Here is a 23,697-nt window from a genome sequence, read left to right as displayed (position 1 = left end):
CGACTCAGAGACTACCTACGATCTCACATCATGCAAGGCGTTGCGTGTGATGCAATGCAACGGAGATCGCTGTGCTCCTACCAGCGGAATCAATCATGGAGGTCAGCTGTGAGCCTCACCGGCGCACAGATCATCACCGAATACCTGGTTCGCGAGAACGTGCCCTACGCCGTCGGTCTCTGCGGCCACGGGGACCTCGGTCTGCTGGACGCGCTCGTGGAACGGCAGGACGACATCACGACGATCTCGGTCCACCACGAGTCGCTGGCGGGGTTCATCGCGGACGCCTACTACCGGATCACGCACCAGCCGCTGGCGACCTTCACCTCGTGCGGCCCCGGATCGGCCAACCTGCCCATCGCCCTCGGCTCCGCGCTGATGGACGACTCCGCCTTCCTGGCGATCACCGGCAACGTCGCGACGAGCCAGTTCAACCGCGGGCCGTTCCAGGAGACCGGGCGCCACTTCCAGGCCGACTTCCCCAGCGTGGTCCGGCCGTACGTCAAGCGCAGCTACCAGGCCACCCGCGCCGAGCAGCTCCCGCTGATGCTGCGGCAGGCGTTCGCGCAGATGCGCGGCGGCCGCCCCGGCCCCGTGCACCTGGACGTGCCGCTGGACGTGTTCGTCGACCGCACGGACGAGCCGGTCCCCGACCCCGCGGACTGGGGCACCGGCCGGCCCTCCGCGCCGGGGGCCGGGCGCGCCGAACTCGACGCGGCCTGCGCGCTCATCCGCGACGCGGCGCGCGTCGTGATCGTCGCCGGCTCCGGGGTGGAGGGCGGTGAGGCGGAGGCGGAGCTGCTGGCCTTCGCCAGGGAGCACGGCTTCCCGGTCGCGACGTCGCCGCTGGGCAAGTCGGGGTTCCCGGGCAGCGATCCGCTGGCGCTGGGCGCGACCGGCCGCAACGGCACCTACCAGGCCAACCACGCGACCAGGAACGCCGAGGTGGTGCTCGCGTTCGGCACCCGGTTCGACGACCGCTCGACCAGCTCGTGGCTGCCGGGCTACACCTACTCCTTCCCGCCCGCCAAGCTCGTCCACGTCCACGTGGACGAGCAGGAGCTGGGCCGCAACTTCCCGCCCGCGCTGGGCATCTGCGCCTCGCCGCGCGAGGTGCTCGCCCAGCTCCGCGAGCGCCTGCGCGACTTCCCGCCGGCCGGCGCGGTCGCCGAGGGCCGCCGCCGCTGGCTGGACGAGCTCGGCGAGGCGAGGGCGAAGTGGGCCGCGCACACCGAGCCGCACGACCACTCCGACGCCTCCCCCATCCGCCCCGAGCGCGTGCTCGCCGAGCTGCGCGGCGCGCTGCCCGCGGACGGCATCCTGCTCAGCGACGTGGGCGTGCACCACAACTGGATCGTGCAGAACTGGCGCACCGACGCGCCCCGCACCGTGCTGCAGAGCTGGGGTTACGCCTCGATGGGCTTCGGCGTCGGCGGCGTGCTCGGCGCGCACCTCGCCGCGCCCGACCGGCCGGCCGTCGCGGTCGTCGGCGACGGCGGGTTCCTGATGTTCCCGAGCGCCGTGGCGACCGCCGTCCAGTACGACATCCCCGCCGTCTGGCTCGTCTGGAACAACGGCGGGTTCATCTCCATCCGCGACCAGCAGAAGCTCTACTTCGGCGCGGACCGGCAGCTCGCCACGAGCTTCGAGCACGCCGCGAGCCGCACGCCGTACTCGGCTGACTTCGCCGCGCTCGCCCGCTCGATGGGCGGCGAGGGCCTCACGGTCACCGAGGCGGCCGACCTCGGCCCGGCGCTCAAGACGGCGATCGACCTGCGCCGTCCCGTGGTGGTGGACGTGCGCGTCGACGACGCGGTCGGCCTGCCGGCCGCGGCCACCTGGGAGCTGCCGCCGCTCCCCCACCCCGCGCCGTCGTTCGGCTGGCCGGAGGCACAGGAAGGAGCGCGATGAAAGCGCTGATCAAGACCGCTCCCGGCCCGGGCGCGCCGGAGTGGGCCGACCGTCCCGAGCCCCGGCCGGCGGCGGGAGAGGTGCTGCTCGAACTGGTGGCCGCCGGCCTGTGCCACACCGACCTGGGGATGATCCACGGCGACTACGGCCCGGGCAGCGGGTACGCGCCCGGCTTCCCGCTCGTGCTCGGCCACGAGTACGCGGGCCGGGTGGTGCAGGCGGGGCCCGGCACCACCGTCCCCGTCGGCAGCCGCGTCGTGGGCAGCGCGCACCTCACGTGCGGCGCCTGCGTCTGGTGCCGCCGGAGCCGGTCCATGTTGTGCGAGAGCCGCAAGGTCCTCGGGCTCGACGTGGACGGGGTGTTCGCCGAGCGCTTCGTCGTGCCGGAGCGCAACCTCGCGGTCCTGCCCCCGGGCCTGCCCGACCGGCTGGCCGTCCTCGCCGAGCCCTTCGCCGTCGCGGCGCACGCCGTGGACGTGGCCCGGCTCGGCCCCGACGACGACGTCTGCGTCATCGGCCCGGGGACCATCGGCCTGCTCACCCTCGGAGCCCTCGCCGGCAGGCGGGTCACCGTGGTCGGCAGGGCCGAGGACACCCCCCAGGCGGCCAGGGCGAAGGAGCTCGGCGCGGCCGGGGTCGTCACCGCCCCGGACGAGGTCGAGGCCCTGCACGGCCGCTTCGACGTGGTGTTCGAGACCGCGGGCACGGCCGCCGCGGTGACCACGGGCACCAGGCTACTCGGCCGCGGCGGGCGGCTGATCTGCGTGGGGCTGCCGGCCGAACAGGCCCGCTTCTCCTCCGCCCAGCTCTCCTGGAACGAGCAGACGATCGTCGGCTCCCGCGCCTACGACGTCTCCACCTGGGCCTCCGTGCCCGCCCGGCTCGGCGCCGCCCCCGGGCTGGAATCCATCGTCACGCACACCGTGCACCTGTCGGACCACCGGCGCGCGCTGGAGCTGGTCGAGTCCCGGCAGGCGACCAAGGTGCTGCTGCATCCCTGAGAAGAGGCAACAACGTTGAGCGAACATTCACCCGGCCGCGCGGACGTCGTCGTCGTAGGCGGCGGCAACGCCGGTTTCTCCGCGGCCCACGCGGCCGCCGAACGCGGGCGCCAGGTGGTCCTGCTGGAACGCGCCCCGCGCGAGCAGGCCGGCGGGAACAGCTACTACACGGCGGGCGCGACCCGCATCGTGCACGCCGGCCTGGACGACCTGCTGGACTTCGTCGAACCCGACGAGCGGCACTCCCGCACCGTGGTGCCCGCCTACTCGGCGGACGAGTTCGCCGCCGACCTGGCCAAGGTGACCGGCGGGCGCAACGACGCCCGGATGACCGAGCTGCTGATCGGCGACAGCGCGGCGACGATCCGCTGGCTCGCCGCCAAGGGCGTCCGCTACCGGCTCATGTACGAGCGCCAGGCGTACGAGCGCGCCGACGGCGGCTACCTGTTCTGGGGCGGTCTGCACGTCGGCAACGTCGGCGGCGGCGTCGGTCTCGTCGCCGACCACACCCGGGTCGCCGAGGCCGCGGGCGTCACCATCCGCTACGGCCACCAGGTGACGGGGTTCCTCACCGGCGACGACGGGAGCGTGACCGGCGTCCGGTACGAGAGCGCCGACGGCGCCACCGGGGAGCTGCGGGCCGACTCCGTGATCGTGACCTCGGGAGGGTTCGAGGCCAACCCCGAGATGCGGGAGCGGCACCTCGGCGCCGGATGGGCCAGGGCGAAGGTGCGCGGCACGCCGTACAACACCGGTGAGCTGCTGCTGCGCGCGCTGGAGCTCGGCGCCGCCCGCGGCGGCGACTGGACGACCTGCCACAGCGTGGCGTGGGACGCCCTCGCCGAGCACAACGAGAGCAACCGCGAGCTGACCAACCGCCTCACCCGGCAGAGCTATCCGCTCGGCATCGTCGTGAACGCCGAAGGCAGGCGCTTCCTCGACGAGGGCGCCGACTTCCGCAACTACACCTACGCCAAGTACGGCCGGGAGATCCTGCGCCAGCCCGGCTCGATCGCCTACCAGATCTACGACGCCGCGCTCCGGCCGCTGCTCCGCACCGAGGAGTACGACATGCCGGGCATCAGCGTCGTCGAGGCCGGCAGCATCGAGGAGCTCGCCGGCGGCCTCGGCATCGACGCCGCGGCGCTCTGCGCCACCGTCAAGGAGTTCAACGCCTCGATCGAGACGGACCGCCCGTTCGATCCCACCGTCAAGGACGGCAGGCGCGCCCACGTGACTCCCCCGAAGAGCAACTGGTCCTCGCCGATCGACCGTCCGCCCTACTACGCATACCCGGTAACCTGCGGAATCACCTTCACCTTCGGAGGACTGAAGGGCGACGACCACGGTCGCGTACTGCGCGAGGACGGCACCGCCGTTCCCGGGCTGTACGCCGCGGGCGAGGCGCTGGGCGGGCTGTTCAGCGGCAACTACCCGGGCGGCACGGGCCTGACCGCCGGCATGGTGTTCGGCCGGCGGGCCGGCTCCGTGGCCTGACCACTCCCGGCGGCTCACCGGAACCGCCGGCCCTTCGACCCCCCTGCGAAGCGGAGACCATCATGACCACCGACCCGACTCCAGCGGACCCGACTCCAACCCCGACTCCGACCGGCTCGACTCCGACCGGCTCGACTCCGACCGAGACGTCCCCCGACCCGAAGGACGTCCGCACCGCCGTCTCCTCCGGCGTCATCGGGACCGCCGTGGAGTACTACGACTTCTTCGTGTACGGCACGGCGGCGGCGCTCGTGCTCAACGAACTGTTCTTCCCGACCTTCTCCCCCGCCCTGGGCACGCTCGCGGCGTTCGCGACCTTCGCCGTGGGCTTCGTGGTGCGGCCGATCGGCGCCATCGTCCTCGGCCACATCGGTGACCGGGTCGGGCGCAAGAAGGCCCTGGTGTTCTCGCTCGTGCTGATGGGCGTGGCCACGTTCGCCATCGGCCTGCTGCCGACCTACTCCTCCGCGGGGGTCCTCGCGCCGATCCTGCTGGTGACGCTGCGGCTGGTCCAGGGGCTGGCCCTCGGCGGCGAGTGGGGCGGCGCCACCGTGCTCGCCTCCGAGTACGCCGGGCGGGGCAACCGCGGGTTCCTCGCGTCCTTCGTGCAGCTCGGCTCCCCGCTCGGGCTGCTCATGTCCAGCGGCGCGTTCGCCCTCGTCGGCCTCGGGTCGGACGAGTTCGTCCAGAGCTGGGGCTGGCGGATCCCGTTCCTGGCCAGCGCGATCCTGGTCGCGATCGGCCTGTACATCCGGGTCCGGATCATGGAGTCGCCCGAGTTCAGGCGCGCCACGGCGGCGGGCGAGATGTCCACCCGCACCCCGCTCGTCGAGGTGTTCACCTACTCGTGGCGGCAGGTGCTGATCGCCATCGGGATCCGCTTCGTCCCCGACATCGGCTTCTACATGGCCGCGACGTTCCTGGTCAGCTACGCCACGACGACGATGGGCTACCCCCGCGGAGCCATCCTGAGCTGCGTGATGATCGCCGCGGCGATCGAGCTGATCACGATCCCGCTCTTCGGCCGGCTGTCCGACCGCATCGGCCGCAAGAAGGTCTACCTCTTCGGGGTCGTGTTCCTGACCCTGCTCGCCTTCCCGCTGTTCGCCCTGGTCTCCAGCGGCTCGATCCTGCTGACCGGGATCGGCGTGGTGCTGGCCCTGGCCGTCGGGCACGCCGCCACCTGGGGGCTGAGCGCGGCGATCAACTCCGAGCTGTTCCCCACCCGCTACCGGACGACGGGCGCCGGCCTCGGCCTCAACGTCTCCAACATCGTCGGCGGCGGCCCCGCGCCCCTCATCGCCTCCTCCCTGGTCATCGCCGCCGGCGGCGGGTCGTGGCTGGTGTCGCTCTACATCGTCGCGGCCGGCGTGCTCAGCCTGATCGCGATCGTGTCCATGGCCGAGACCTCCGGCCGGGACCTGTCCGAGGACTACAGCAGCCGCACGGCCCCGGCTCCCACCGGGATCACCCCCGAGGTGAGGGGGCAGACCCTGTGACCGTGCTCGTGACAGGCGGCGCCGGCTTCCTCGGGCACCCGCTCGTATGCGGGCTCGCCGCCCTCGGCGAGCAAGTGGTCAGCTTCGACCGGCTCACCCGGGGCTCGTTCCCGCCGTCCGTGACGGAGATCGCCGGTGACATCACCGACGGCGCGCGCCTCGAACACGTGCTGCGGACGTACGCGGTGACGGAGGTGGTGCACGCCGCGGCGGTCGTCGGCGTCACCGCCAGCGTCGCCGGCCTGCCCGCCGCCGTGAACGTCAACGTCGACGGCGCGGTCGCCCTGTTCGAGGCGGTCTGCCGCGTCGGCGGGGTCCGCCGCGTCGTGGACCTCTCCTCCGAGGAGACCTACGGCCACTTCGTCAGGGACCCGATCAGGGAGGACGACCCGGCGCTGCCCGTCTCCCCCTACGGCATCACGAAGTACGCGGTCGAGCGGCTCGGCGAGTACTACGCCGACCAGCACGGGCTGCCCTACGCCGCCGTCCGGCTGTGCTGGGTGTACGGGCCGGGCTTCCCCCGCCGCCGGCTGCCTCACCCGTGGCTCCAGGACGCGGCGGGCGGCCTCGCGAGCCGGCTCGCCCGCGGCGGCGACCAGCGCATCGACTTCACCTACGTGGACGACGCGATCGACGGCATCCTCCTCGTGCTGAACGCGGAGCGGCTCGGCCACCGCGCCTACAACGTGGCCACGGGTCACGCCGTCGGCCTGCGCGAGCTCGCCGCCGAGATCGCGCAGCTCCGCCCGGGCTGGCAGGTCGATCTCGGTGACGGGCCGCTGGAGATGGCGCCGGGCGTCGCCGCGGCCCGCAAGGGCGCGCTCGACATCACGCGGGCCCGCGCGCTCGGCTACGCCCCTCGTGTCCCGCTGTCCGAGGGGCTCGCCCGCATCCTGTCCGGCCTCGAAGCCGGCCATCCGCTCACGCAAGGGAGCCACCCATGACCCTCGCCCTCGGCGGCACCACCTACAGCTGGCTGCACCAGGCGCCGTTCTACGACGCCCTCCGGGGCCTGGCCGCGACCGGGTTCCGGCAGATCGAGATCACCACGGCCGCGCCCCACCTGCAGACGAGCGGCTTCGGCGCGTACGAGCGCCACGCGCTGCGCCGCGAGCTCGCCGCCCTCGGGCTGACCGTCACCTCGGTCAACCCGGGCTTCCTGGACATCAACCTGATCAGCCCCAGCAACGACTTCCGCCGGGCCGGCCTCGACGCCGTCCTCGGCGAGATCGAGCTCGCCCACGACCTCGAGGCCCCGATCGTCATCCTCATCCCCGGCCGCAGGCACGCCCTGTCCCCCGCGCCGGCCGACGCCTGCCGCTGGTGGCTCGACCAGGCCCTGCGCGTCCTGCTGGACCGGGCGGAGCGGCTGGGGGTGACGATCGCCCTGGAGACCAGCCCCTACGGCTACCTCGGCGACGCGCGGCAGCTCTCGGAGGTCGTCGACGAGATCGGCGCCCCGAACCTCGGCATCGCCTACGACGTCGCCAACACCATCAACCAGGAGGATCCGATGGACGGCGTCCGCACGGCCGGCCACCGGATCCGGATCGCGCACATGAGCGACACCTGGCGCGGCCAGTGGGCCCACACCTCACCGGGGCGGGGTGAGGTCGACTTCGCCCGCTACGCCGAAGCCCTGCGCTCCATCGGCTTCGACGGCGTCACCGTCTTCGAGCTGATCGACCTCGAACCGCCGCTGCCACGCCTGCACGACGACATCGCCGCCTTCGAGAAGCTGGGCTGGAGCCTGGAGCGGACGGGCGCGGTGCCGTGGCACCCGTCCGGCCGGCGATGAGCGGCGTGGCCGGTCAGCCGGTGTAGCGCAGGATGTGCACGCCCTGGTTCTGGTCGGAGATGTAGATGCAGCCGCGCCGGTCCACGACCACGTCCTCCGTCTGGGCCACGAGCCTGTCCTCGGGCACCGAGCCGGTCGCCCTGCCGCTGCACGTCCGGGTGGTGCTGATGGTGTGCGGCGCGGCGCCCTTGCCGTAGGAGACGTCCACGACGCTCCAGCCCGAGTGCCAGAAGTGGCCGGTGTAGAGGTACCACCTGCCCCTCACCTGGCGAACGGCCATCTTGAAGGCCGGCCGGTGATCCATGTCGGTGTAGCCGACGACCTCCACGTTGCGGGCGAACTGCCCCCTCGGGCCGGCGGTCACGGCGTCGGCCCGCGCCGGCGCCGTGACGGCCAGGGCGGAGGCCGCCGTCAGCGAGGTGCGCAACGCCTGCCTCCGCGACACCCCGCCGGCCGAAAGATCATCTTTACGCGGTCGCGCTTCCCCTCAGGACGCGGCGGCGGCCCTGATCCGGTCGGCCAGGGGCGACAGCGACGACAGCGGCAGGTCCCGATGCGTCCAGGCCCGCTTGAGATCCTCGGGGGTGTAGCGCGGCAGCAGGTGCAGGTGGAAGTGGAACACGGTCTGCCAGGCCGTGGGGCCGGTGGCGTGCCAGATGTTCATCCCGCCCGGCTCCAGCGCGCGGCGCAGCAGGGCGGCGGTGTGCACGGCGGCCCCCATCAGCAGGCCCGCCCGGTCCGGGCCGATGTCGGTCAGGTCGCGGCAGTGCTCGCGGGGGACGACCAGGGTGTGGCCGCGGGTCGCCTGCGAGATGTCGAGGAAGGCGACCGCGTGCTCGTCGGAGTAGACGATCTCCGCGGGGATCTCCCCGGCTACGATGCCGCAGAACGTACAGGTTCCGGTCATGACCGCCCTTCCTTCCACATGATCGAGCCAGAGTGTAGCGACGCCCGCACGGCCGCTGGTCAGGCGGCGGCGTTCCGGCGGGCCCGGAACCGGTCCGGCTGGTCACCGAACCAAGAACATGTCCGCAACGTCTTCTATGACGTGATTACTCCAGACACGGTGCTGGCCGGCCGGTATCGCCTCTTGTCACGGCTCGGCAGCGGCGGGCACGGTGAGGTCTGGCGCGCGCAGGACACGCTGCTCGCCCGGGTCGTCGCGGTGAAGACGATCCGCGCGGCCCTGGCCGACAACCCGGAGTTCGCGACCCGGTTCCAGGCCGAGGCCCGCTCGATGGCCACCATCGACCATCCCGGCGTGGTGAGCGTGTTCGACTTCGGGATCGCCGGGACGGCCGGCGGGCGCACACCGTACCTGGTGATGCAGTTCCTCGACGGCGAGCCGCTGCACCTGCTGCTGGCGCGCCGGGGACGGGTCGCTCCCGGCGCGACGATGGACCTGGTCGCGCAGGCCGCCGCAGCGCTCCAGGCGGTGCACGAGGCAGGCGTCGTGCACCGGGACGTCAAGCCCGGCAACCTCATCATCCGGCCCGACGGAACGGTCGCGCTGACCGATTTCGGCATCGCCAGGGCGGCTGAGGGGCACAAGCTGACCGCCTCGGGCATCGTGCTGGGCACCGCCACCTACTGCGCCCCCGAGCAGGCCGAGGGCTCCCCGCCCACGCCGGCGATGGACGTCTACGCGCTGGGCGTGGTCGCGTACGAGTGCCTGGCCGGGCGGGTGCCGTTCGCGGGCGACAACGCCGTCGCGATCGCGCTCCAGCACCTGAACGAGACGCCCCCGCCGCTGCCCGGCGACGTGCCCGGCCGGGTCGCGGAGGTCGTCATGCGTGCCCTCGCCAAGGATCCGGCGAGCCGATGGCCGAGCGCCGCCGCCCTGGCCGCGGCGGCCCGCGCGCTGGTCGACGATCCGGACGCGGGGCACGGCTCCATCAGCGGGACGCGAGCCCGTCCGGCCGCGGGCACCGCGCCGGACCCCGCTCCGGCCGCCGCGGACGCCACGGGTGATCCTGCTCCAGCCGTCCCGGGCATCGCGCGGGATCCTGCTCCGGCCGCGCCGGATCCTGCTCCGGCCGTCACGGGCTCAGGCGAGGACCGGGTCACCGAGCCGCGAAAGGCCCGTCGCTCCCGGCGAGGGATGGCGCTGGCGGGAGGCACGCTCGCCGCGGCCATCGCGGCGGCACTGGCCTGGAACCTGCTGCAGGCCGACCCACCGGCCCCGGCCGCGACCCAGGCGCGCACCGGAGAGACGCCGCCGAGCACCGGGGCGGACCCCACGCCGGATCTCGGTACCCACACCGAGGACGAGACGTCCGCGAAGCCCGAGAGGTCGGCGAAGCCGGATGAACCCACGAAGCCGGCCACGTCGGCAAAGGCTCAGGACCGCCCCACCACCGCGGCCACCGGCCTGATCGTCGGCGGTATCCTCCACGTCGGCGGGCCCTCGTCCGGAGGATCGGCCGCGGACGGCTACCAGCCCGGACTGGTCGAGGTCTTCACCGAGAAGAACAAGCGGGTCAAGGGCGAACGCGCGGACCAGGGCGGATTCCGCTTCGCCTTACCGCAGGGCGGCTACCGCCTCCAGACCGCGATCGGCAAGCAGACGTGCTCGACCACGGCCGAGGTCAAGCAGGGCAGGACCACGCGGGCGGACCTGAAGTGCGCCGTCTCCCAGCCTCCGACGCCGGACGCGGGCTCGCGGAGCGCCACCGTCCAGGACAGGCGCGGCGACGCCAAGGGCGGCCCGAACGCGGGCGAGGCGCCTCCGCACGCGGATCTCGTGAGCGCCGTGGTGCGGGGCGGCCCCAAGGGGGCGACCGCCGAGTTCACCACCGCCGGCGCGGTTCCCGGGAGCGCCCCTTCCGAGGGCAACAGCCGCAGCACCTGGACCGTCTCCGTCGAGCAGGACGGCAGGACCGCCACCGTCTCGCTCACCGGCGCCAAGGGCGCGTGGACGCTGCAGTGGGCGGCCGGGAACGACGAGGGCGACCAGGTGACGGCCGCGGCCAAGCCCGTGATCTCCGGGGCGCGGATCTCCGTCGCCCTCGCGCCCCGCGCGCCGCTGAAGACGGCGCCGATCGACTTCGCCAAGCCGTACCGGATCGTCAGTGCCGGCTCGAACGTGATCCACGTGTTCCACGGCTGGACGGACTCCGCCCCGTGACCGTCAGGCGGCCGTGCTGGAGCCGCGTACCACCAGCTCGGTGGCGAGTTCGAGGTGGCGGGACTCGACGCTCTCGCCGCCGGCCAGGCGCAGCGCCATGCGCAGGGCGACGGCGCCCATCTCCCGCAGCGGCTGGCGGACGGTGGTCAGCATCGGCGCGGTCATCGTGGCGATCTGCGTGTCGTCGAAGCCCACGACGCTGAGGTCCTCGGGGATGCGCAGGCCCCTGCTCCTGGCGACCTGGATGGCGCCGAGGGCGATCTCGTCGCTGGCGGCGAAGACGGCCGTCGGCGGGCTCGGCAGGTCGAGCAGGGCGGCGCCCTCCTGGACGCCGTGGGGATAGCAGAACCCGGAGGTGCGCACGTACTCGGCGGGCACGGGCACGCCCGCCTCCTCCATGGCGGCCCGGTAGCCGTGCATGCGCGCCTGGTTGGAGCCGGCGGTGGCGGGACCGCCGAGGTAGGCGATGCGGCGGTGGCCGAGTGCCAGGAGATGCCGCGTCGCGGACATGCCGCCGGCGAAGTTGGTCGGGCCGACGCTCGTCACAGGGCCGGCCGGCACGTTCAGCGGGTCGATCACCACCACCGGAAGGTTCGCCTGGATCAGCACGCCGAGCTGGTCGGGCGTCGGCTCGACGGCCAGCGTGATCACCGCTCGCCGCCCGGCCTCGACCAGGCCGCGCGCCCAGGAGACGCCGTCGGCCAGGTGGTCGGTGCTGGTCACGACGACCGCCGCGCCGGATTCCGCCGCGGCCTGCATCGCACCCTGGACGATCTTGTCGGAGTACGCGCACAGGGGCCCTTCCACCTGCAGTTCGACCGTCGCCACCGGCTCCCGGAGCGCTGATCGGTGGACGTAGCCCCGCTCCACCAGCAGCTCCCGCACCAGCTCGCGGGTGGCCGGAGCGACGTCGCTGCGGCCGTTGAGCACCTTCGACACCGTGGCCACGGACACGCCCGCCGCGGCCGCGATGGTGGCCAGCGTGACCTGTCTGTGCCTGCTCGGCATGTTTCCCTCCTTGCGGCCCGAGTGTCGCGACAGGGGCCCGAAACGGCGAGTCGCGCACATTATGACCTGCCGAGGCACGAGCCGACGGCGACGATGGAAATTGCCTGCTTCATGCATATTTGTCTGATTAGTGAGCTGATCACCTCCCATCGATGATCTCGTCTCTGGTCCGTGAACCCGCACGTCAGCAGGCTTGAACCCATGAAGAACACCCTGAAGATCGCGCATCGGCCGCTGCTCTTCTGCACGGCCGCGATGGTGGCGCTGGCGATCGTGAGCGGCGTCGGGCTCCTCGTGGACGAGCGGACCGTGCTGGGCGAGGCCGTCTGGCTCAAGCCGTTCAAGTTCTCCGTGTCCTTCGCGCTGTACGCGATCACGCTGGCCTGGCTGATCGGCCAGGTGGACCGCTGGCGGCGGACGATGTGGTGGCTCGGCACCGTGATCGTCGCGGGCTTCGTCGTCCCCGAGGTCTCCGCCATCACCTTCCAGGCCGCCCGCGGGGTGAGCAGCCACTTCAACCTCACTCCCGGGCTGGACGAGACCGTGTTCATGGTCATGGGCGGCGCCGCCTACCTCGGCTGGCTGTCGACCCTCGCGCTGGGTGTCCTCCTGATGTTCCAGCGCCGCGTGGACCGGGCCATGGCCTGGGCGATCCCGCTGGGGTTCGTCATCTCCCTGGCAGGCATGTCCGTCGGCTACCTGATGACCGCCCCGACGCCCGGCCAGGCGCTGAGCCTGGCCGCCGGGATCGACCTGACCACCATCGGCGCGCACGGCGTCGGCGTCACCGAGGCCGGCTCCGGCATGCCGCTCACCGGCTGGGAGACGGGCGCCGGCGACCTGCGCGTCGCGCACTTCGTCGGCATCCACGCCCTCCAGGTGCTCCCGCTGCTCGCCATCGTGCTGGGCCGCCTGTCGTGGCCCGCGCTGGACGGCGCCAGGACCGGCCTCGTGGTCGTCACCGCCGCGGGCTACGCGGGCCTGACCGGCCTGCTGCTGTGGCAGGCCCAGCGCGGCCAGTCCCTCATCCACCCGGACGCCGGCACCCTGGCGGCGGCCGCGACGCTCGCCGGGCTCGTCGCCCTCGCCGCGGCGGCCGTCCTCCTCTTCGCCGCCCGGCGTGCCCCCGTCGCCCCCGCGCCGGCGCCCGCCGCCGGTTGACCCGTCCGGGCGCTCGCCTCGACCCCGCACCGCGGCCGGACGTTCGCCCATGCCCGGCCTGGCCGCGGAGTCAGGGGTCGCCCACGCGGAGGGCCGCGTCGAGGTTGCGGCGGCGGCTCATGGCGGTGTGCGCGTACGCCCCGAGCACCGCGCACAGGCCCAGCCCCGCCGCCAGCGCCACGGGCGTGAGCAGGCCCGGCGTGTGATCGGCGACGGGCAGGCCACCCGCGAAGGCGGACATGTCCACCCCCGGCCCGAGCGCGGCCGGCAGGCCCATGCCCAGAGCCACGCCCACCGGTGCGGTGACGAGGACGACGGGCATCAGCTCCAGCAGGGTCAGCCGCCGGGCCTGCCGGTCGGACAGCCCGAGCGTGCGCAGCAGCGAGACCGCCCTGGCCCGCCCGGCAGCCCCCGCGGCCAGCGACAGCACGATCGCGACCAGCGCGTACGCCCCCAGCGCCACCGTCACGACGACCATCGTCGCGCGGACCGTCCCGGTGAGCGGGTCGGCCTGGATGGCCGCCAGCGCCGCCTCCTGCGTCTCCACCGTGGCGGCCGGCACCAGCCGCGCCAGCTCGGCGGGCGAGATGTCGCCTCTGATCAGCAAGGTGTTGGCCGCGGGCCACGGCAGCACCTCCCGCGGCACGAGCAGGAACTGCCCGTCGGCGTAGAACCCGGGCACCGCGTCGATCACGCCCTGGACGGTCAGCCGCACCGCCGACAGCCACCTGACCTCGACGGCGCCCTGCCCGCCCAGCGCGGGCGAGACCAGCGCGGACGCGGGCCCGGACAGCTCGGGCAGGCCCATGGGCGCGCCCTCGTTGACCCGCCGCCACTGCGCGAGGTCCACGGCGACCGCGTACGGCCACTCCCCGGTGGCCCCGAGCTGCACCCGGCCGGTCAGCGCGAGCGCCACCTGCTCGACCCCGGGCGCCCGGCGCACCCGTTCGACGACGTCGGGCGGGATGTTCGCGGCCGACGTCAGCTTGATCGGCGCGCCCACCTTCTGCCAGGACGCCAGCCGCTGCGTGGCGGTGATCCCGTCGTGGACCACCGCGGCGAACACCGACAGGCTCAGCGCGGGCAGCAGGATCAGCACCGGCAGCGCGCCCACGGACCGCTCCCTGGCCGCCCTGGTCGACCCGAGGAACGGCACGGCCGCCCGCCCGCGCGCGGCCAGCCGGACGAGCAGCCGCAGCGGGTACGGGTAGCACCGCAGGGTGATCAGCGCCGCCGCGAGCGTCAGCGCGACCGGGATCAGCAGCAGGAACGGATCCTGCTGCCCGGTGCCCGACTGCCCGCGGGCCCGCAGCAGGTACGCCCCCGCCAGCGCGAGCACGACGACCAGCGCCTCCACCGTCACCCGCCGCGCGGACGGCCGGACGGCGACCAGATCGGCACGGTGCTCCCGCAGCGGCGTGCGATGCGCCAGCACCAGGCGTGCCACGGCGAAGGCCACGACGGCGACGACCACGACCGCGGGGCCGAGGTGCACGATCGGCAGCACGGGCCCCGGCAGGAGGAACGACAGGGCGTACCCGGCGAGGGCCGCGGGCCCGACCAGGACGGCGGTCAGCGCGCTCCCGGCCGACACCACCTGCCACAGCGAGGCGCCGCGCGCCCGCGCCAGGGCCAGCGTGCGCTCCATGCGGTCGGTCAGCAGCCGCGCGGCCAGCGCGATCACGCCGAGCGCGACCGCGAACAGGCCGCCGAGCACCAGGTACATGACGGTCTGCGCGGCGGACATCGCGGCCTTGAAGCCGGTGAGCAGCTGGGGCAGCCCGGTGACCAGGCGGTAGCTGATGGTGCCCGTCCCCTGGACGTCCACCTGCCGCTGGAACTCGGCGGCGGCGGCCTCGACGCCCGGCACGTCCAGGGCGCTCGCGGCCCGCCCGTCGAGGGCGAGGACCCAGCGGTAGGTCAGGGTGCGGCCCCTGTTGGTCAGCGCGCCCAGCCCGTCGTCCGACATCAGCGCCGTCGTGTGCAGCTCCTCCGGCCCGTCCACCGGCACGACCTTGGTGACGTGCAGGACGTCGGCGTCGTGGCTCCAGGAGCGGCCGGCCGGGTCCCTGGCCCTGAAGACGCCGACGATCCTCACGGCCGTGTGCACGCTCTCGCCGAGCATCCTGGTCTGACCGACGTCCAGCCCCATCCGGGACACGGCCTCCTCCACGACGCCCACCTCCACGACCGGGATGGTCGCGCCCTGGTACCGCATGGTGGACGGCTTGCCGGGCGCCCGGCCGCGCACCCAGTCCACGCGCCGGGCGGCGTCGGACAGCCAGCCGAGGTTGACGAAGTTGCGGAACGCGCTCGTCTCGTTGACGGGCGTGCGGTGGGTCTTGGCGCTGATGTGGCCGCCGGGCCCGATCAGGGGCCGCAGCGCCGGCGGAAGGAGCCGCCGCCAGTGGAGGTCGCCGCCCTCGAACTGGGCGCGCGAGTACAGCTCGCCGGCGGGCAGGGCCGGAGCGCCGGTGACGGTCAGGTCGGTCCGCACCGCCTCGGCCTCGGTCAGCGACCGGCGCAGCGCCTCGTCGAACGACGCCTGCATCGTCCTGGGCAGCCCGGCCACGAGCAGGCAGGCGATCACCGTCAGCACGACGAGCAGCGCCGACGTGCCCGCGTGCGCCCGGACTCCCAGGGGGATCCTCACCGCTCCTCCAAGCTCTGCCCCCGCCACATGCGCCGGGCCAGCCCGGCGACGATCGCGACCAGCACCGCCGTCACCAGGGCCAGCATCAGGGCCACGGACGCCCACGGCACGTGGAACAGCACGTCCGGCGTGACCGCCGACGCCTGCCCGGTCAGCACGATCCGCGGCACCACCAGGCTCCCGACGACCACGGCGAGCCCGGTACCGGCCGCGAGCGACAGCCCGATGACGAACGCCTGCTCCGTGGCCAGCATCCCGAACACCTGGCGGGAGCCGGCGCCGAGCGCCCGCAGCACGGCGAACTCGGCCCGCCGCTCCCCCGCCGCGACCACGGCGTTCACCAGGAACCCGAGCACCGCGAACCCCAGCGCCGCGGCGAACCCCAGGGTCAGCCCGCCCTGCAACGATCCGACCAGCGGATCGTCGCGCAGCTTGGCCGCCAGCTCCCGCCGGTCCACCGTGGTCACGTCCCATTGCGGGTTGCGGCGCAGGACCTCCCGCGCGGGCGCGGAGCCGCCGGTGGCGAGCCACCACTCGGTGGCGGGCCTGGACGGCTGCGCCGCGGCCAGCTCGTACGCCTGCAGCGTCTCCCAGTCGGCGAGCACGCCCTGCTGGTCCGGGGTGCTCGTGGGCATGCTCGTCACGAGGCCCGCCACCTCGATCCGCAGGACCCGGCCGGCGAAGCGGACATCCGCGCTCTGCCCGGCGTGCAGCTTGAGAGCGGCGGCCAGGCCGGAGGTGAGCACCACGGGCAGCGGCCGGGGCTCCCGCGCCGGCCCGAAGGTGATCACGCCGTGCGGATGGGTGACGGCTCCGGTCACCTGCACGTCCCGGCCGTCCGCGCTCAGCCCGGTCAGTCCGAGGCCCGCCTGCTCGCCCGGCACGAGGCCGCGTACCGACAGCGGATAGGCGATCGTGCCGGCGCGGCCGGCCAGCGGGGCCAGGTCGAGCTCGATCCGGTTGCCGCCCGGCCGCAGCTCGCCGAGCGGCACGTCGCGCCACGCGCCCAGCGCGTCGGACAGCACCAGCCGGGCCCGCACGGTGGCGCGGGACTCGACCCGCACGGTCAGGGCGCGCGGCCGTCCGGGCAGCTCCAGCCGGCCCGCCCGGTCACCGGCGAGCGCCGCGGACAGCTCCGCCACCGGCCGCGCCGACAGGTCGGGGCGCAGGCGGAACAGCTCGCGCAGCCTGCCCGCGTCCAGGGCGAGCAGCAACGCGCTCTGGCCCCCCACCTCGGTCGGCGCCCGGAAGGCGGGCGAGGCGGCGGTGACGCCCGGCAGCGCCGTGAACGCCGTGCCACGGCCGAGCGCCCCCAGCTCGGGCCCCTCGGCGGGCCCCGACAGGCGCAGGTCGGCCGCCGCCTGGTGGTCGGCCTGATCGCGTTGCGAGGCCTGCCAGGTGGAGGTGGTGGCCATGGAGACGACGCCGATCGCGATGGCCAGGGTCAGCAGCAGCGCGGGACCGGCGTACCTGAGCGGCCGTCTGCTGACCTGCCACGCCCCCATCGCGGGGGCGAGGGTGGGGCGGCGCGAGGTCAGCCGCTCGGCCAGCCGCGACACGCGCGGCACCAGCCGCAGCCCCAGCAGGCCGCCCGCGAGCAGGGCCAGGACCGGGCCGGAGATGATCAGCGGGTCGATGCCGAGCCCGCCCGCCGCCGTCGCGGTGACCGGCGCGCCGTAGCGCTGGAGCTGCCAGATCGCCAGCGCGGCCACCGCCAGCAGGGCCAGGTCCGCGCCCGCCCCCTGGATCAGGCCGCGCCGGGCGCCGCGCCCGCGCGCCGACTGCTCCTCCACGTACGTGCGCCGCGCGCCCGCCACGGCCGGCAGCGCCAGCAGCACGGCCGCGGCCAGCGCCACCCCGGACGAGACGAGGTACGTCCCCGTGTCGGCCGCCGGCTCCAGCCGCACCCCCGAGGACCTGATCCACGGCAGCAGGCCGATCAGCGCGAGCAGCGGCGGCCCCAGCAACGGCGCCACGACCGCGCACGGGAGCGCGACCAGCAGCGCCTCGCCGCCGGCCAGCGCCGCCAGCCGGGGCGCGCCCGCGCCGCGCGAGCGCAGCAGCGCCACCTCCATGCGCCGGTGGTCGGCCAGCAGCCGAGCGGTCAGCATCAGCGCGTACCCGGCGAGCAGCAGCAGTTGCAGCACCGGGATCAGCATGGTGGAGCGGGTCACCAGGGACGCGGTGCCGAGCTGTTCGAGGAGCCCGGGAAGCTCCCCGGCGGTCAGGCAGTTCGCGCAGCCGGCCGCCGGCAGCCGCTCGCCGACCCGGCCGACGGCCTCGGCCAGCGGGCGCAGCCGCTCGGGCGTCAGCGCGCCGAGCTCGGGCTCGGCCGCCCAGACGGCCCTGACGCCGGTGGCGAAGCGCGCGAGGAACGTCTCCCGCGTCACCATCAGGGGCCCGTAGGTGGTGTACTCGCCGCGCTCCACGCCCCTGCGCAGCAGCTCCTCCCCGGCCCAGCGCTCGCCCACGGGGTCGTCGAGCCGGAAGACGCCGACGACGCGGACCCGGACCGGCCGCCCGTCGAGCCGCGCCCTCGTGACGAACTCCTCGCCGAGCTCGAAGCGGGTGCCCGCGGCCGCCGGCTCCGAGATCACCGCCTCCACGGCCTGCCCGCCGGTCCGCGGCCACCTGCCCCCGACCAGCCGGGCGTGCCGGTCGAGCCCGTCGTGGCCGCCGAAGCGCAGCAGCTCGGGCAGCTCCTCGCCGTCCTGCCCCGGCATGACGTACGAGTCCGAGCGCAGGCTGGTGGTGACGGCCGGCGGCGACCCGTAGGCGGCGGCGAGCTCGTCGCGCACGATCCGGTCGTACTTCGGGAAGGTCCTGGCGTCGACCTGGGCGCTGACGGTGGTGGTCGTCTGGCGGTACGAGGCCGTCTCCATCGCCCTGCGCACCCCCGCGCCGGCGATGGAGGAGGCGTACATCGTCAGCGCCGCCAGCGTGGTCGTCGCCAGCAGGATCGACCCGAACGCGGCCAGGAGCAGCAACGGCTCGTCAAGGGCACGCTTGACGACCAGCGGCGCCCGCATCCCCGCTCTCCTTCCCCCGGTGATAAAGACCTTCGGGGGCGGGCAGGACCAGGGCAAGGGTGCGGGCGCACCTGATACGCGCATGTGATCGAGCGCCCGGCCGGCCGTCCTGGGATCGGCTCTGGCGGCCCCGCGTAGTGAGGCCGTCAATATTCGGGCTGCGGCCGTATGAATCCCGTCAAGAACGGCAAAACACCCCAAATCTCGGCGTTTGCTTGATCTGCGGGCCGCCCGTCGAGGGCGGCGGCGATCTCATCAACGAGCTGAGGAGTGGGGATGGCAGACGTCATCTTCGTCGCCCTGACGATCGCGATCTTCGTGATCTTCGGGCTGGTCGTGAAGGCGGTGGAGCGGCTGTGAGCACTGTCAACGCCACCGGCCTCGTCGTGGTCATCGGTCTGGTGATCTTCATGGTCGCGGCCCTGCTGTTCCCGGAGCGGTTCTGATGAGCACGCCGCTCGCCGGGATGATCTTCATCGCCTCCCTGATCGTCGCGCTGGCCCTGGTCTGGAAGCCGTTCGGCGACTACATGTACCGCGTCTACTCCGGCGCCCGGCACAACCCCGTCGAGCGGGTGATCTACCGGCTCCTGGGGGTGCGCGCCGACGCCGAGCAGAGCTGGCCCGTCTACGCGCGCAGCCTGCTGGCCTTCTCGGTGATCTCGATCCTGGTCGTCTACGCCGTCCAGCGACTGCAGGACAAGCTGCCGCTCAGCGTCGGCATGGCGCCGGTCACCGACCACATCGCCTGGAACACCGCGATCAGCTTCGTCACCAACACCAACTGGCAGGCCTACTCCGGCGAGTCCACGATGGGCCACCTGACCCAGATGGGCGCCCTGGCGGTGCAGAACTTCGTCTCGGCCGCGGTCGGCATGGCGGTGGCGATCGCCCTGGTACGAGGCTTCGCCCGCCGCAGGTCCGGCACCATCGGCAACTTCTGGGTGGACCTGGTCCGCGGCTCGATCCGCATCCTGCTGCCGATCGCGTTCGTCGGGGCGCTGGTGCTGGTCGCGGGCGGGCTGATCCAGAACTTCGCCGGCCCGCACGAGGTGACCACGCTGACCGGCGGCACCCAGGCGATCACCGGCGGCCCGGTCGCCTCCCAGGAGGTGATCAAGGAGCTGGGCACGAACGGCGGCGGCTTCTACAACGTCAACTCCGCCCACCCCTTCGAGAACGCCGCCACCTGGACGAACTGGTTCGAGATCTTCCTGATCCTGGTGATCCCGTTCTCCCTCACCCGCACCTTCGGCCGGCTGGTCGGCCAGGTCCGGCAGGGCTACGCGATCCTCGCCGTGATGGGCACCCTGGCCCTGGCGAGCGTCCTGCTCACCAACGCCTTCGAGCTGTCGGGGAACGCGACGGTGCCGCAGGCCGTCGGAGCGGCCATGGAGGGCAAGGAGGTGCGCTTCGGCGTCTCCAACTCCGCCACCTTCGCCGCCGCCACCACCCTCACCAGCACCGGCGCGGTGAACTCCTTCCACGACAGCTACACCCCGTTCGGCGGCATGATGACGCTGTTCAACATGATGCTGGGCGAGGTCGCGCCCGGCGGCGTCGGCGCCGGCCTGTACGGCATGCTCGTCCTCGCCGTGATCACGGTGTTCGTGGCCGGGCTGATGGTCGGCCGCACCCCGGAGTACCTGGGCAAGAAGATCGGCGCCCGCGAGATCAAGCTGGCCTCGCTCTACTTCCTGGTCACCCCGGTGCTGGTGCTGGCCGGCACCGCGTGCGCGATGGGCTCGGCGGAGCAGCGCGCGAGCATGCTCAACACCGGCCCGCACGGCCTGGCCGAGGTCCTGTACGCCTTCACCTCCGCCTCCAACAACAACGGCTCCGCCTTCGCCGGTCTCACCGTCAACACCCCGTGGTACGACGTGGCGCTCGGCCTGTGCATGGCCTTCGGCCGGTTCCTGCCGATCATCCTGGTGCTGGCCCTGGCCGGCTCGCTGGCCGCGCAGTCACCCGTCCCGGAGGGCGCGGGCACGCTGCCGACACACCGGCCGCAGTTCGTCGGCATGGTCATCGGCGTCACCGTGATCCTGGTCGCCCTCACCTTCCTCCCGGCTCTCGCGCTCGGCCCCATCGCAGAAGGACTGTCCTGACATGTCGACCCCCGTGCTGGAGAAACCCGCGCAGGCCCGTGTGGGGGGTGGCCTGCTCGACCCGAAGCAGATGCTCGCCTCGTTGCCGGACGCGCTGAGGAAGCTGAACCCGGCCACGTTGTGGCGCAACCCGGTGATGTTCATCGTGGAGGCCGGCGCGGTCTTCACCACCGTCCTGGCCGTCTTCGACCCGTCGTTCTTCGCCTGGGCGATCGTCGTGTGGCTGTGGCTGACCGTCCTGTTCGCCAACCTGGCCGAGGCCGTCGCCGAGGGGCGCGGCAAGGCGCAGGCCGCCACGCTGCGCAAGGCCAAGACCGACACGCAGGCCCGCCGCCTCAAGGGCCCCGCGTCCGGCGAGTGGGACGTCATCCGCGCGCCGGACCTGCGGCAGGGCGACCACGTGATCGTCGAGGCCGGCGAGATCATCCCGGGTGACGGCGACGTCGTCGAGGGCATCGCCAGCGTGGACGAGTCCGCCATCACCGGCGAGTCCGCCCCCGTCATCCGCGAGTCCGGCGGCGACCGCAGCGCCGTCACCGGCGGCACGAAGGTGCTGTCCGACCGGATCATCGTGAAGATCACCCAGAAGCCGGGAGAGAGCTTCATCGACCGGATGATCGCCCTGGTGGAGGGCGCGAACCGGCAGAAGACGCCGAACGAGATCGCGCTCAACATCCTGCTCGCCGCGCTGACGATCATCTTCCTGGTCGCCACCGTCACCATGCAGCCCCTGGCGATCTACTCCAAGCTGGCCAACCCGGGCGTGCCCGACTCCCTCGCGCTGAACGCCGACGGCGTCACCGGCGTGGTGCTGGTGTCGCTGCTGGTCTGCCTGATCCCGACCACGATCGGCGCGCTGCTGAGCGCGATCGGCATCGCCGGCATGGACCGCCTGGTGCAGCGCAACGTGCTGGCCATGTCGGGCCGCGCCGTGGAGGCGGCCGGGGACGTCTCCACGCTGCTGCTGGACAAGACCGGCACCATCACCCTGGGCAACCGGCAGGCCGGCGAGTTCGTCCCGATCGCCGGGGTAAGCGAGCAGGAGCTGGCCGAGGCGGCGCAGCTGTCCAGCCTGGCCGACGAGACCCCCGAGGGCCGCTCGATCGTGGTGTTCGCCAAGCAGCGCTACGGGCTGCGTGAGCGGGAGATCCACGGCGCGGAATGGGTGCAGTTCACCGCGCAGACCCGCATGTCCGGCGTGAACTTCGAGGGCCGCGAGGTGCGCAAGGGCGCCGCCACGGCGGTGATGAAGTGGGTGCGCGACGCCGGCGGCCACCCCACCGACGACATCGGACACCTCGTGGACGGCATCTCCGCCTCCGGCGGCACCCCGCTGGTCGTGGCCGAGCGCGGCCGGGTGCTCGGCGTGATCCACCTCAAGGACGTGGTCAAGGAGGGCATGCGCGAGCGCTTCGACGAGATGCGCCGCATGGGCATCCGCACCGTCATGATCACCGGCGACAACCCGCTGACCGCCAAGGCCATCGCGGACGAGGCCGGCGTGGACGACTTCCTGGCCGAGGCCACCCCCGAGGACAAGCTCGCCCTGATCAGGAAGGAGCAGGCGGGAGGCCGCCTCGTGGCGATGACCGGCGACGGCACCAACGACGCCCCCGCCCTGGCCCAGTCGGACGTCGGCGTGGCCATGAACACCGGCACGTCGGCCGCCAAGGAGGCCGGCAACATGGTCGACCTCGACTCCAACCCGACCAAGCTCATCGAGATCGTCGAGATCGGCAAGCAACTCCTCATCACCCGGGGCGCGCTGACCACGTTCTCCATCGCCAACGACATCGCCAAGTACTTCGCGATCATCCCGGCCATGTTCGCCGCGGTCTACCCCGGCCTGGACGCGCTCAACGTCATGCGCCTGTCCAGCCCCCAGTCCGCGATCCTCGCCGCGGTCATCTTCAACGCGCTGGTCATCATCGCGCTGATCCCGCTGGCGCTCAGAGGGGTCCGCTACCGGCCCTCCAGCGCCTCCAGGCTGCTGTCGCGCAACCTGTACGTCTACGGGCTCGGCGGCATCGTCGCACCCTTCATCGGCATCAAGCTCATCGACCTGCTGATCCAGTTCCTTCCGGGGATGTCTTAAATGGAACGCCTGCCAAGCTGGCTGCGCCAGCACCTCGCCGCCCTCCGGGCGGTCGCCGTCCTGACCGTGCTGCTCGGCCTGGTCTACCCGCTGGTCACCACCGGCGTCGCCCAGGCCCTGTTCAACGACCGGGCCAACGGCTCCATGGTCGCGGGCGGGCACGGCAGCTCGCTCATCGGCCAGTCCTTCACCGACGCCGACGGCAACCCGGTCAGGACGTACTTCCAGTCCCGCCCGTCGGCGGCCGGCGACGGCTACGACCCGACCTCCACCTCGGCGAGCAACCTCGGCCCCGAGGACGTCATCGACACGCGGGATCGGCAGTCGCTGCTCACCCAGGTCTGCGCCCGTTCCAAGGCGGCCGGCGAGCTGGAGGGCGTCAGCGGCGCCCGCCCGTACTGCACCCCCGACGGGGCCGGCGCGGTGCTCAAGGTCTTCCCCGACCGCGCCGTCAGCGTCAACCAGGCCTGCCCCACCACCCCCTTCATCGCCGCCTACCAGGGCCTGAAGGTCGAGTGCGCCCGGCCGGGCGAGGACTACGCGGCCGGCCGCACCGTCCCCGTCCGCGGCGACGTGACCACCGTGCGGGTGCCCGCCGACGCGGTCACGGCCAGCGGCTCCGGCCTGGACCCGCACATCTCCGTCGCCTACGCCGAGCTCCAGGCGCCCCGCGTCGCCAAGGAGCGCGGCCTGCCCCTCGACAGGGTGCGGGCGCTGATCGGCGAGCACACCACCGGCCGGGCGCTGGGCTTCATGGGCGAGCCCGCGGTCAACGTGCTCGAACTCAACCTCGCCCTCGACCGGGGCTGAC

Annotated in this window: 17 protein-coding genes; 12 read left to right on the top strand and 5 right to left on the bottom strand. The window is 73.3% G+C overall.

The genetic code is table 11. The features are described from left to right. Positions 1 to 108: 108 nt before the first annotated feature. The 6 genes from HD597_RS61875 (at position 109) to HD597_RS61850 (ending at position 7,706) form a co-directional block, all read left to right on the top strand. Positions 109 to 1,911 carry a thiamine pyrophosphate-binding protein gene (locus HD597_RS61875; RefSeq protein ID WP_253758679.1) on the top strand — a complete coding sequence of 601 codons (1,803 nt, stop codon included), beginning with the start codon at positions 109 to 111 and terminating at the stop codon, positions 1,909 to 1,911. Beyond that, positions 1,908 to 2,912 carry a zinc-dependent alcohol dehydrogenase gene (locus HD597_RS61870; protein ID WP_253758678.1) on the top strand — a complete coding sequence of 335 codons (1,005 nt, stop codon included), beginning with the start codon at positions 1,908 to 1,910 and terminating at the stop codon, positions 2,910 to 2,912. The genes HD597_RS61875 and HD597_RS61870 overlap by 4 nt, the downstream gene beginning before the upstream one ends. A 15-nt stretch (positions 2,913 to 2,927) precedes the next feature. Continuing rightward, positions 2,928 to 4,409 (top strand): FAD-dependent tricarballylate dehydrogenase TcuA, encoded by a 1,482-nt coding sequence (tcuA, locus tag HD597_RS61865; protein WP_253758675.1) that lies wholly within the window; start codon positions 2,928 to 2,930, stop codon positions 4,407 to 4,409. Positions 4,410 to 4,471: 62 nt separating this feature from the next. Next, complete coding sequence (locus tag HD597_RS61860; protein WP_253758673.1) at positions 4,472 to 5,908, top strand: MFS transporter; 1,437 nt, start codon at positions 4,472 to 4,474, stop codon at positions 5,906 to 5,908. Positions 5,909 to 5,910: 2 nt separating this feature from the next. Beyond that, positions 5,911 to 6,852, top strand: coding sequence for an NAD-dependent epimerase/dehydratase family protein (locus HD597_RS61855; RefSeq protein WP_253758671.1), 942 nt, complete (start codon positions 5,911 to 5,913; stop codon positions 6,850 to 6,852). Then, positions 6,849 to 7,706, top strand: coding sequence for a sugar phosphate isomerase/epimerase family protein (locus tag HD597_RS61850; RefSeq protein ID WP_253758669.1), 858 nt, complete (start codon positions 6,849 to 6,851; stop codon positions 7,704 to 7,706). The genes HD597_RS61855 and HD597_RS61850 overlap by 4 nt, the downstream gene beginning before the upstream one ends. 13 nt (positions 7,707 to 7,719) lie before the next feature. Here the strand turns inward: HD597_RS61850 and HD597_RS61845 are convergent, their stop codons facing one another. Continuing rightward, positions 7,720 to 8,133 (bottom strand): hypothetical protein, encoded by a 414-nt coding sequence (locus HD597_RS61845; RefSeq protein ID WP_253758667.1) that lies wholly within the window; start codon positions 8,131 to 8,133, stop codon positions 7,720 to 7,722. 60 nt (positions 8,134 to 8,193) lie between these two features. Then, entirely contained in the window at positions 8,194 to 8,613 is a 420-nt protein-coding gene (locus HD597_RS61840) for an HIT family protein (protein ID WP_253758665.1), read from the bottom strand. Positions 8,614 to 8,754: 141 nt separating this feature from the next. Between HD597_RS61840 and HD597_RS61835 the strand changes: the two genes are divergently transcribed. After that, positions 8,755 to 10,833, top strand: a complete 2,079-nt coding sequence (locus tag HD597_RS61835) for a serine/threonine-protein kinase (RefSeq protein ID WP_253758663.1) — start codon at positions 8,755 to 8,757, stop codon at positions 10,831 to 10,833. Between the two features lie 3 nt (positions 10,834 to 10,836). Here HD597_RS61835 and HD597_RS61830 read toward each other — a convergent pair whose 3' ends face one another. Further along, on the bottom strand, positions 10,837 to 11,841 hold the full coding sequence (locus HD597_RS61830; protein WP_253758661.1) for a LacI family DNA-binding transcriptional regulator: 1,005 nt from the start codon (positions 11,839 to 11,841) through the stop codon (positions 10,837 to 10,839). Positions 11,842 to 12,042: 201 nt separating this feature from the next. On the opposite strand from HD597_RS61830, the gene HD597_RS61825 reads away from it, so the two are divergent. Continuing rightward, the gene (locus tag HD597_RS61825) at positions 12,043 to 13,002 is read left to right on the top strand and encodes a hypothetical protein (protein WP_253758659.1); all 960 of its coding nucleotides are present in this window, start codon (positions 12,043 to 12,045) and stop codon (positions 13,000 to 13,002) included. A gap of 70 nt (positions 13,003 to 13,072) precedes the next feature. Here the strand turns inward: HD597_RS61825 and HD597_RS61820 are convergent, their stop codons facing one another. Together HD597_RS61820 and HD597_RS61815 are read right to left on the bottom strand one after the other, a co-directional pair. Continuing rightward, positions 13,073 to 15,655 (bottom strand): FtsX-like permease family protein, encoded by a 2,583-nt coding sequence (locus HD597_RS61820; RefSeq protein ID WP_253758657.1) that lies wholly within the window; start codon positions 15,653 to 15,655, stop codon positions 13,073 to 13,075. After that, positions 15,652 to 18,684, bottom strand: a complete 3,033-nt coding sequence (locus tag HD597_RS61815) for an ABC transporter permease (protein ID WP_253758655.1) — start codon at positions 18,682 to 18,684, stop codon at positions 15,652 to 15,654. Before HD597_RS61815 ends, HD597_RS61820 begins: the two co-directional genes overlap by 4 nt. A 356-nt stretch (positions 18,685 to 19,040) precedes the next feature. Between HD597_RS61815 and kdpF the strand changes: the two genes are divergently transcribed. Genes kdpF through HD597_RS61795 form a run of 4 tightly spaced genes read left to right on the top strand, consistent with a single transcriptional unit; the run spans position 19,041 to position 23,696 of the window. Continuing rightward, positions 19,041 to 19,130: a K(+)-transporting ATPase subunit F gene (gene kdpF, locus HD597_RS61810; protein ID WP_253758652.1), complete on the top strand. Its 90-nt coding sequence runs from the start codon at positions 19,041 to 19,043 to the stop codon at positions 19,128 to 19,130. Next, positions 19,130 to 20,791, top strand: coding sequence for a potassium-transporting ATPase subunit KdpA (gene kdpA, locus HD597_RS61805; RefSeq protein WP_253758650.1), 1,662 nt, complete (start codon positions 19,130 to 19,132; stop codon positions 20,789 to 20,791). Before kdpF ends, kdpA begins: the two co-directional genes overlap by 1 nt. A 1-nt stretch (position 20,792) precedes the next feature. After that, positions 20,793 to 22,886 (top strand): potassium-transporting ATPase subunit KdpB, encoded by a 2,094-nt coding sequence (kdpB, locus tag HD597_RS61800; protein ID WP_276083328.1) that lies wholly within the window; start codon positions 20,793 to 20,795, stop codon positions 22,884 to 22,886. Then, entirely contained in the window at positions 22,887 to 23,696 is an 810-nt protein-coding gene (locus tag HD597_RS61795) for a potassium-transporting ATPase subunit C (RefSeq protein WP_253758648.1), read from the top strand. Position 23,697: the final 1 nt, after the last annotated feature.

The organism is Nonomuraea thailandensis, from assembly GCF_024172165.1.
GTDB lineage: Bacteria > Actinomycetota > Actinomycetes > Streptosporangiales > Streptosporangiaceae > Nonomuraea > Nonomuraea thailandensis.
This window is presented reverse-complemented; position numbering and strand designations above follow the sequence as displayed.

Bases quoted from the DNA above. Each gene is read 5' to 3' on its own strand.
- HD597_RS61870 (WP_253758678.1), top strand. From the start codon at position 1,908: ATGAAAGCGCTGATCAAGACCGCTCCCGGCCCGGGCGCGCCGGAGTGG.
- HD597_RS61860 (WP_253758673.1), top strand. From the start codon at position 4,472: ATGACCACCGACCCGACTCCAGCGGACCCGACTCCAACCCCGACTCCG.
- HD597_RS61850 (WP_253758669.1), top strand. From the start codon at position 6,849: ATGACCCTCGCCCTCGGCGGCACCACCTACAGCTGGCTGCACCAGGCG.
- HD597_RS61840 (WP_253758665.1), bottom strand. From the start codon at position 8,613: ATGACCGGAACCTGTACGTTCTGCGGCATCGTAGCCGGGGAGATCCCC.
- HD597_RS61830 (WP_253758661.1), bottom strand. From the start codon at position 11,841: ATGCCGAGCAGGCACAGACAGGTCACGCTGGCCACCATCGCGGCCGCG.
- HD597_RS61825 (WP_253758659.1), top strand. From the start codon at position 12,043: ATGAAGAACACCCTGAAGATCGCGCATCGGCCGCTGCTCTTCTGCACG.
- HD597_RS61815 (WP_253758655.1), bottom strand. From the start codon at position 18,684: ATGCGGGCGCCGCTGGTCGTCAAGCGTGCCCTTGACGAGCCGTTGCTG.
- kdpA (WP_253758650.1), top strand. From the start codon at position 19,130: ATGAGCACGCCGCTCGCCGGGATGATCTTCATCGCCTCCCTGATCGTC.
- kdpB (WP_276083328.1), top strand. From the start codon at position 20,793: ATGTCGACCCCCGTGCTGGAGAAACCCGCGCAGGCCCGTGTGGGGGGT.
- HD597_RS61795 (WP_253758648.1), top strand. From the start codon at position 22,887: ATGGAACGCCTGCCAAGCTGGCTGCGCCAGCACCTCGCCGCCCTCCGG.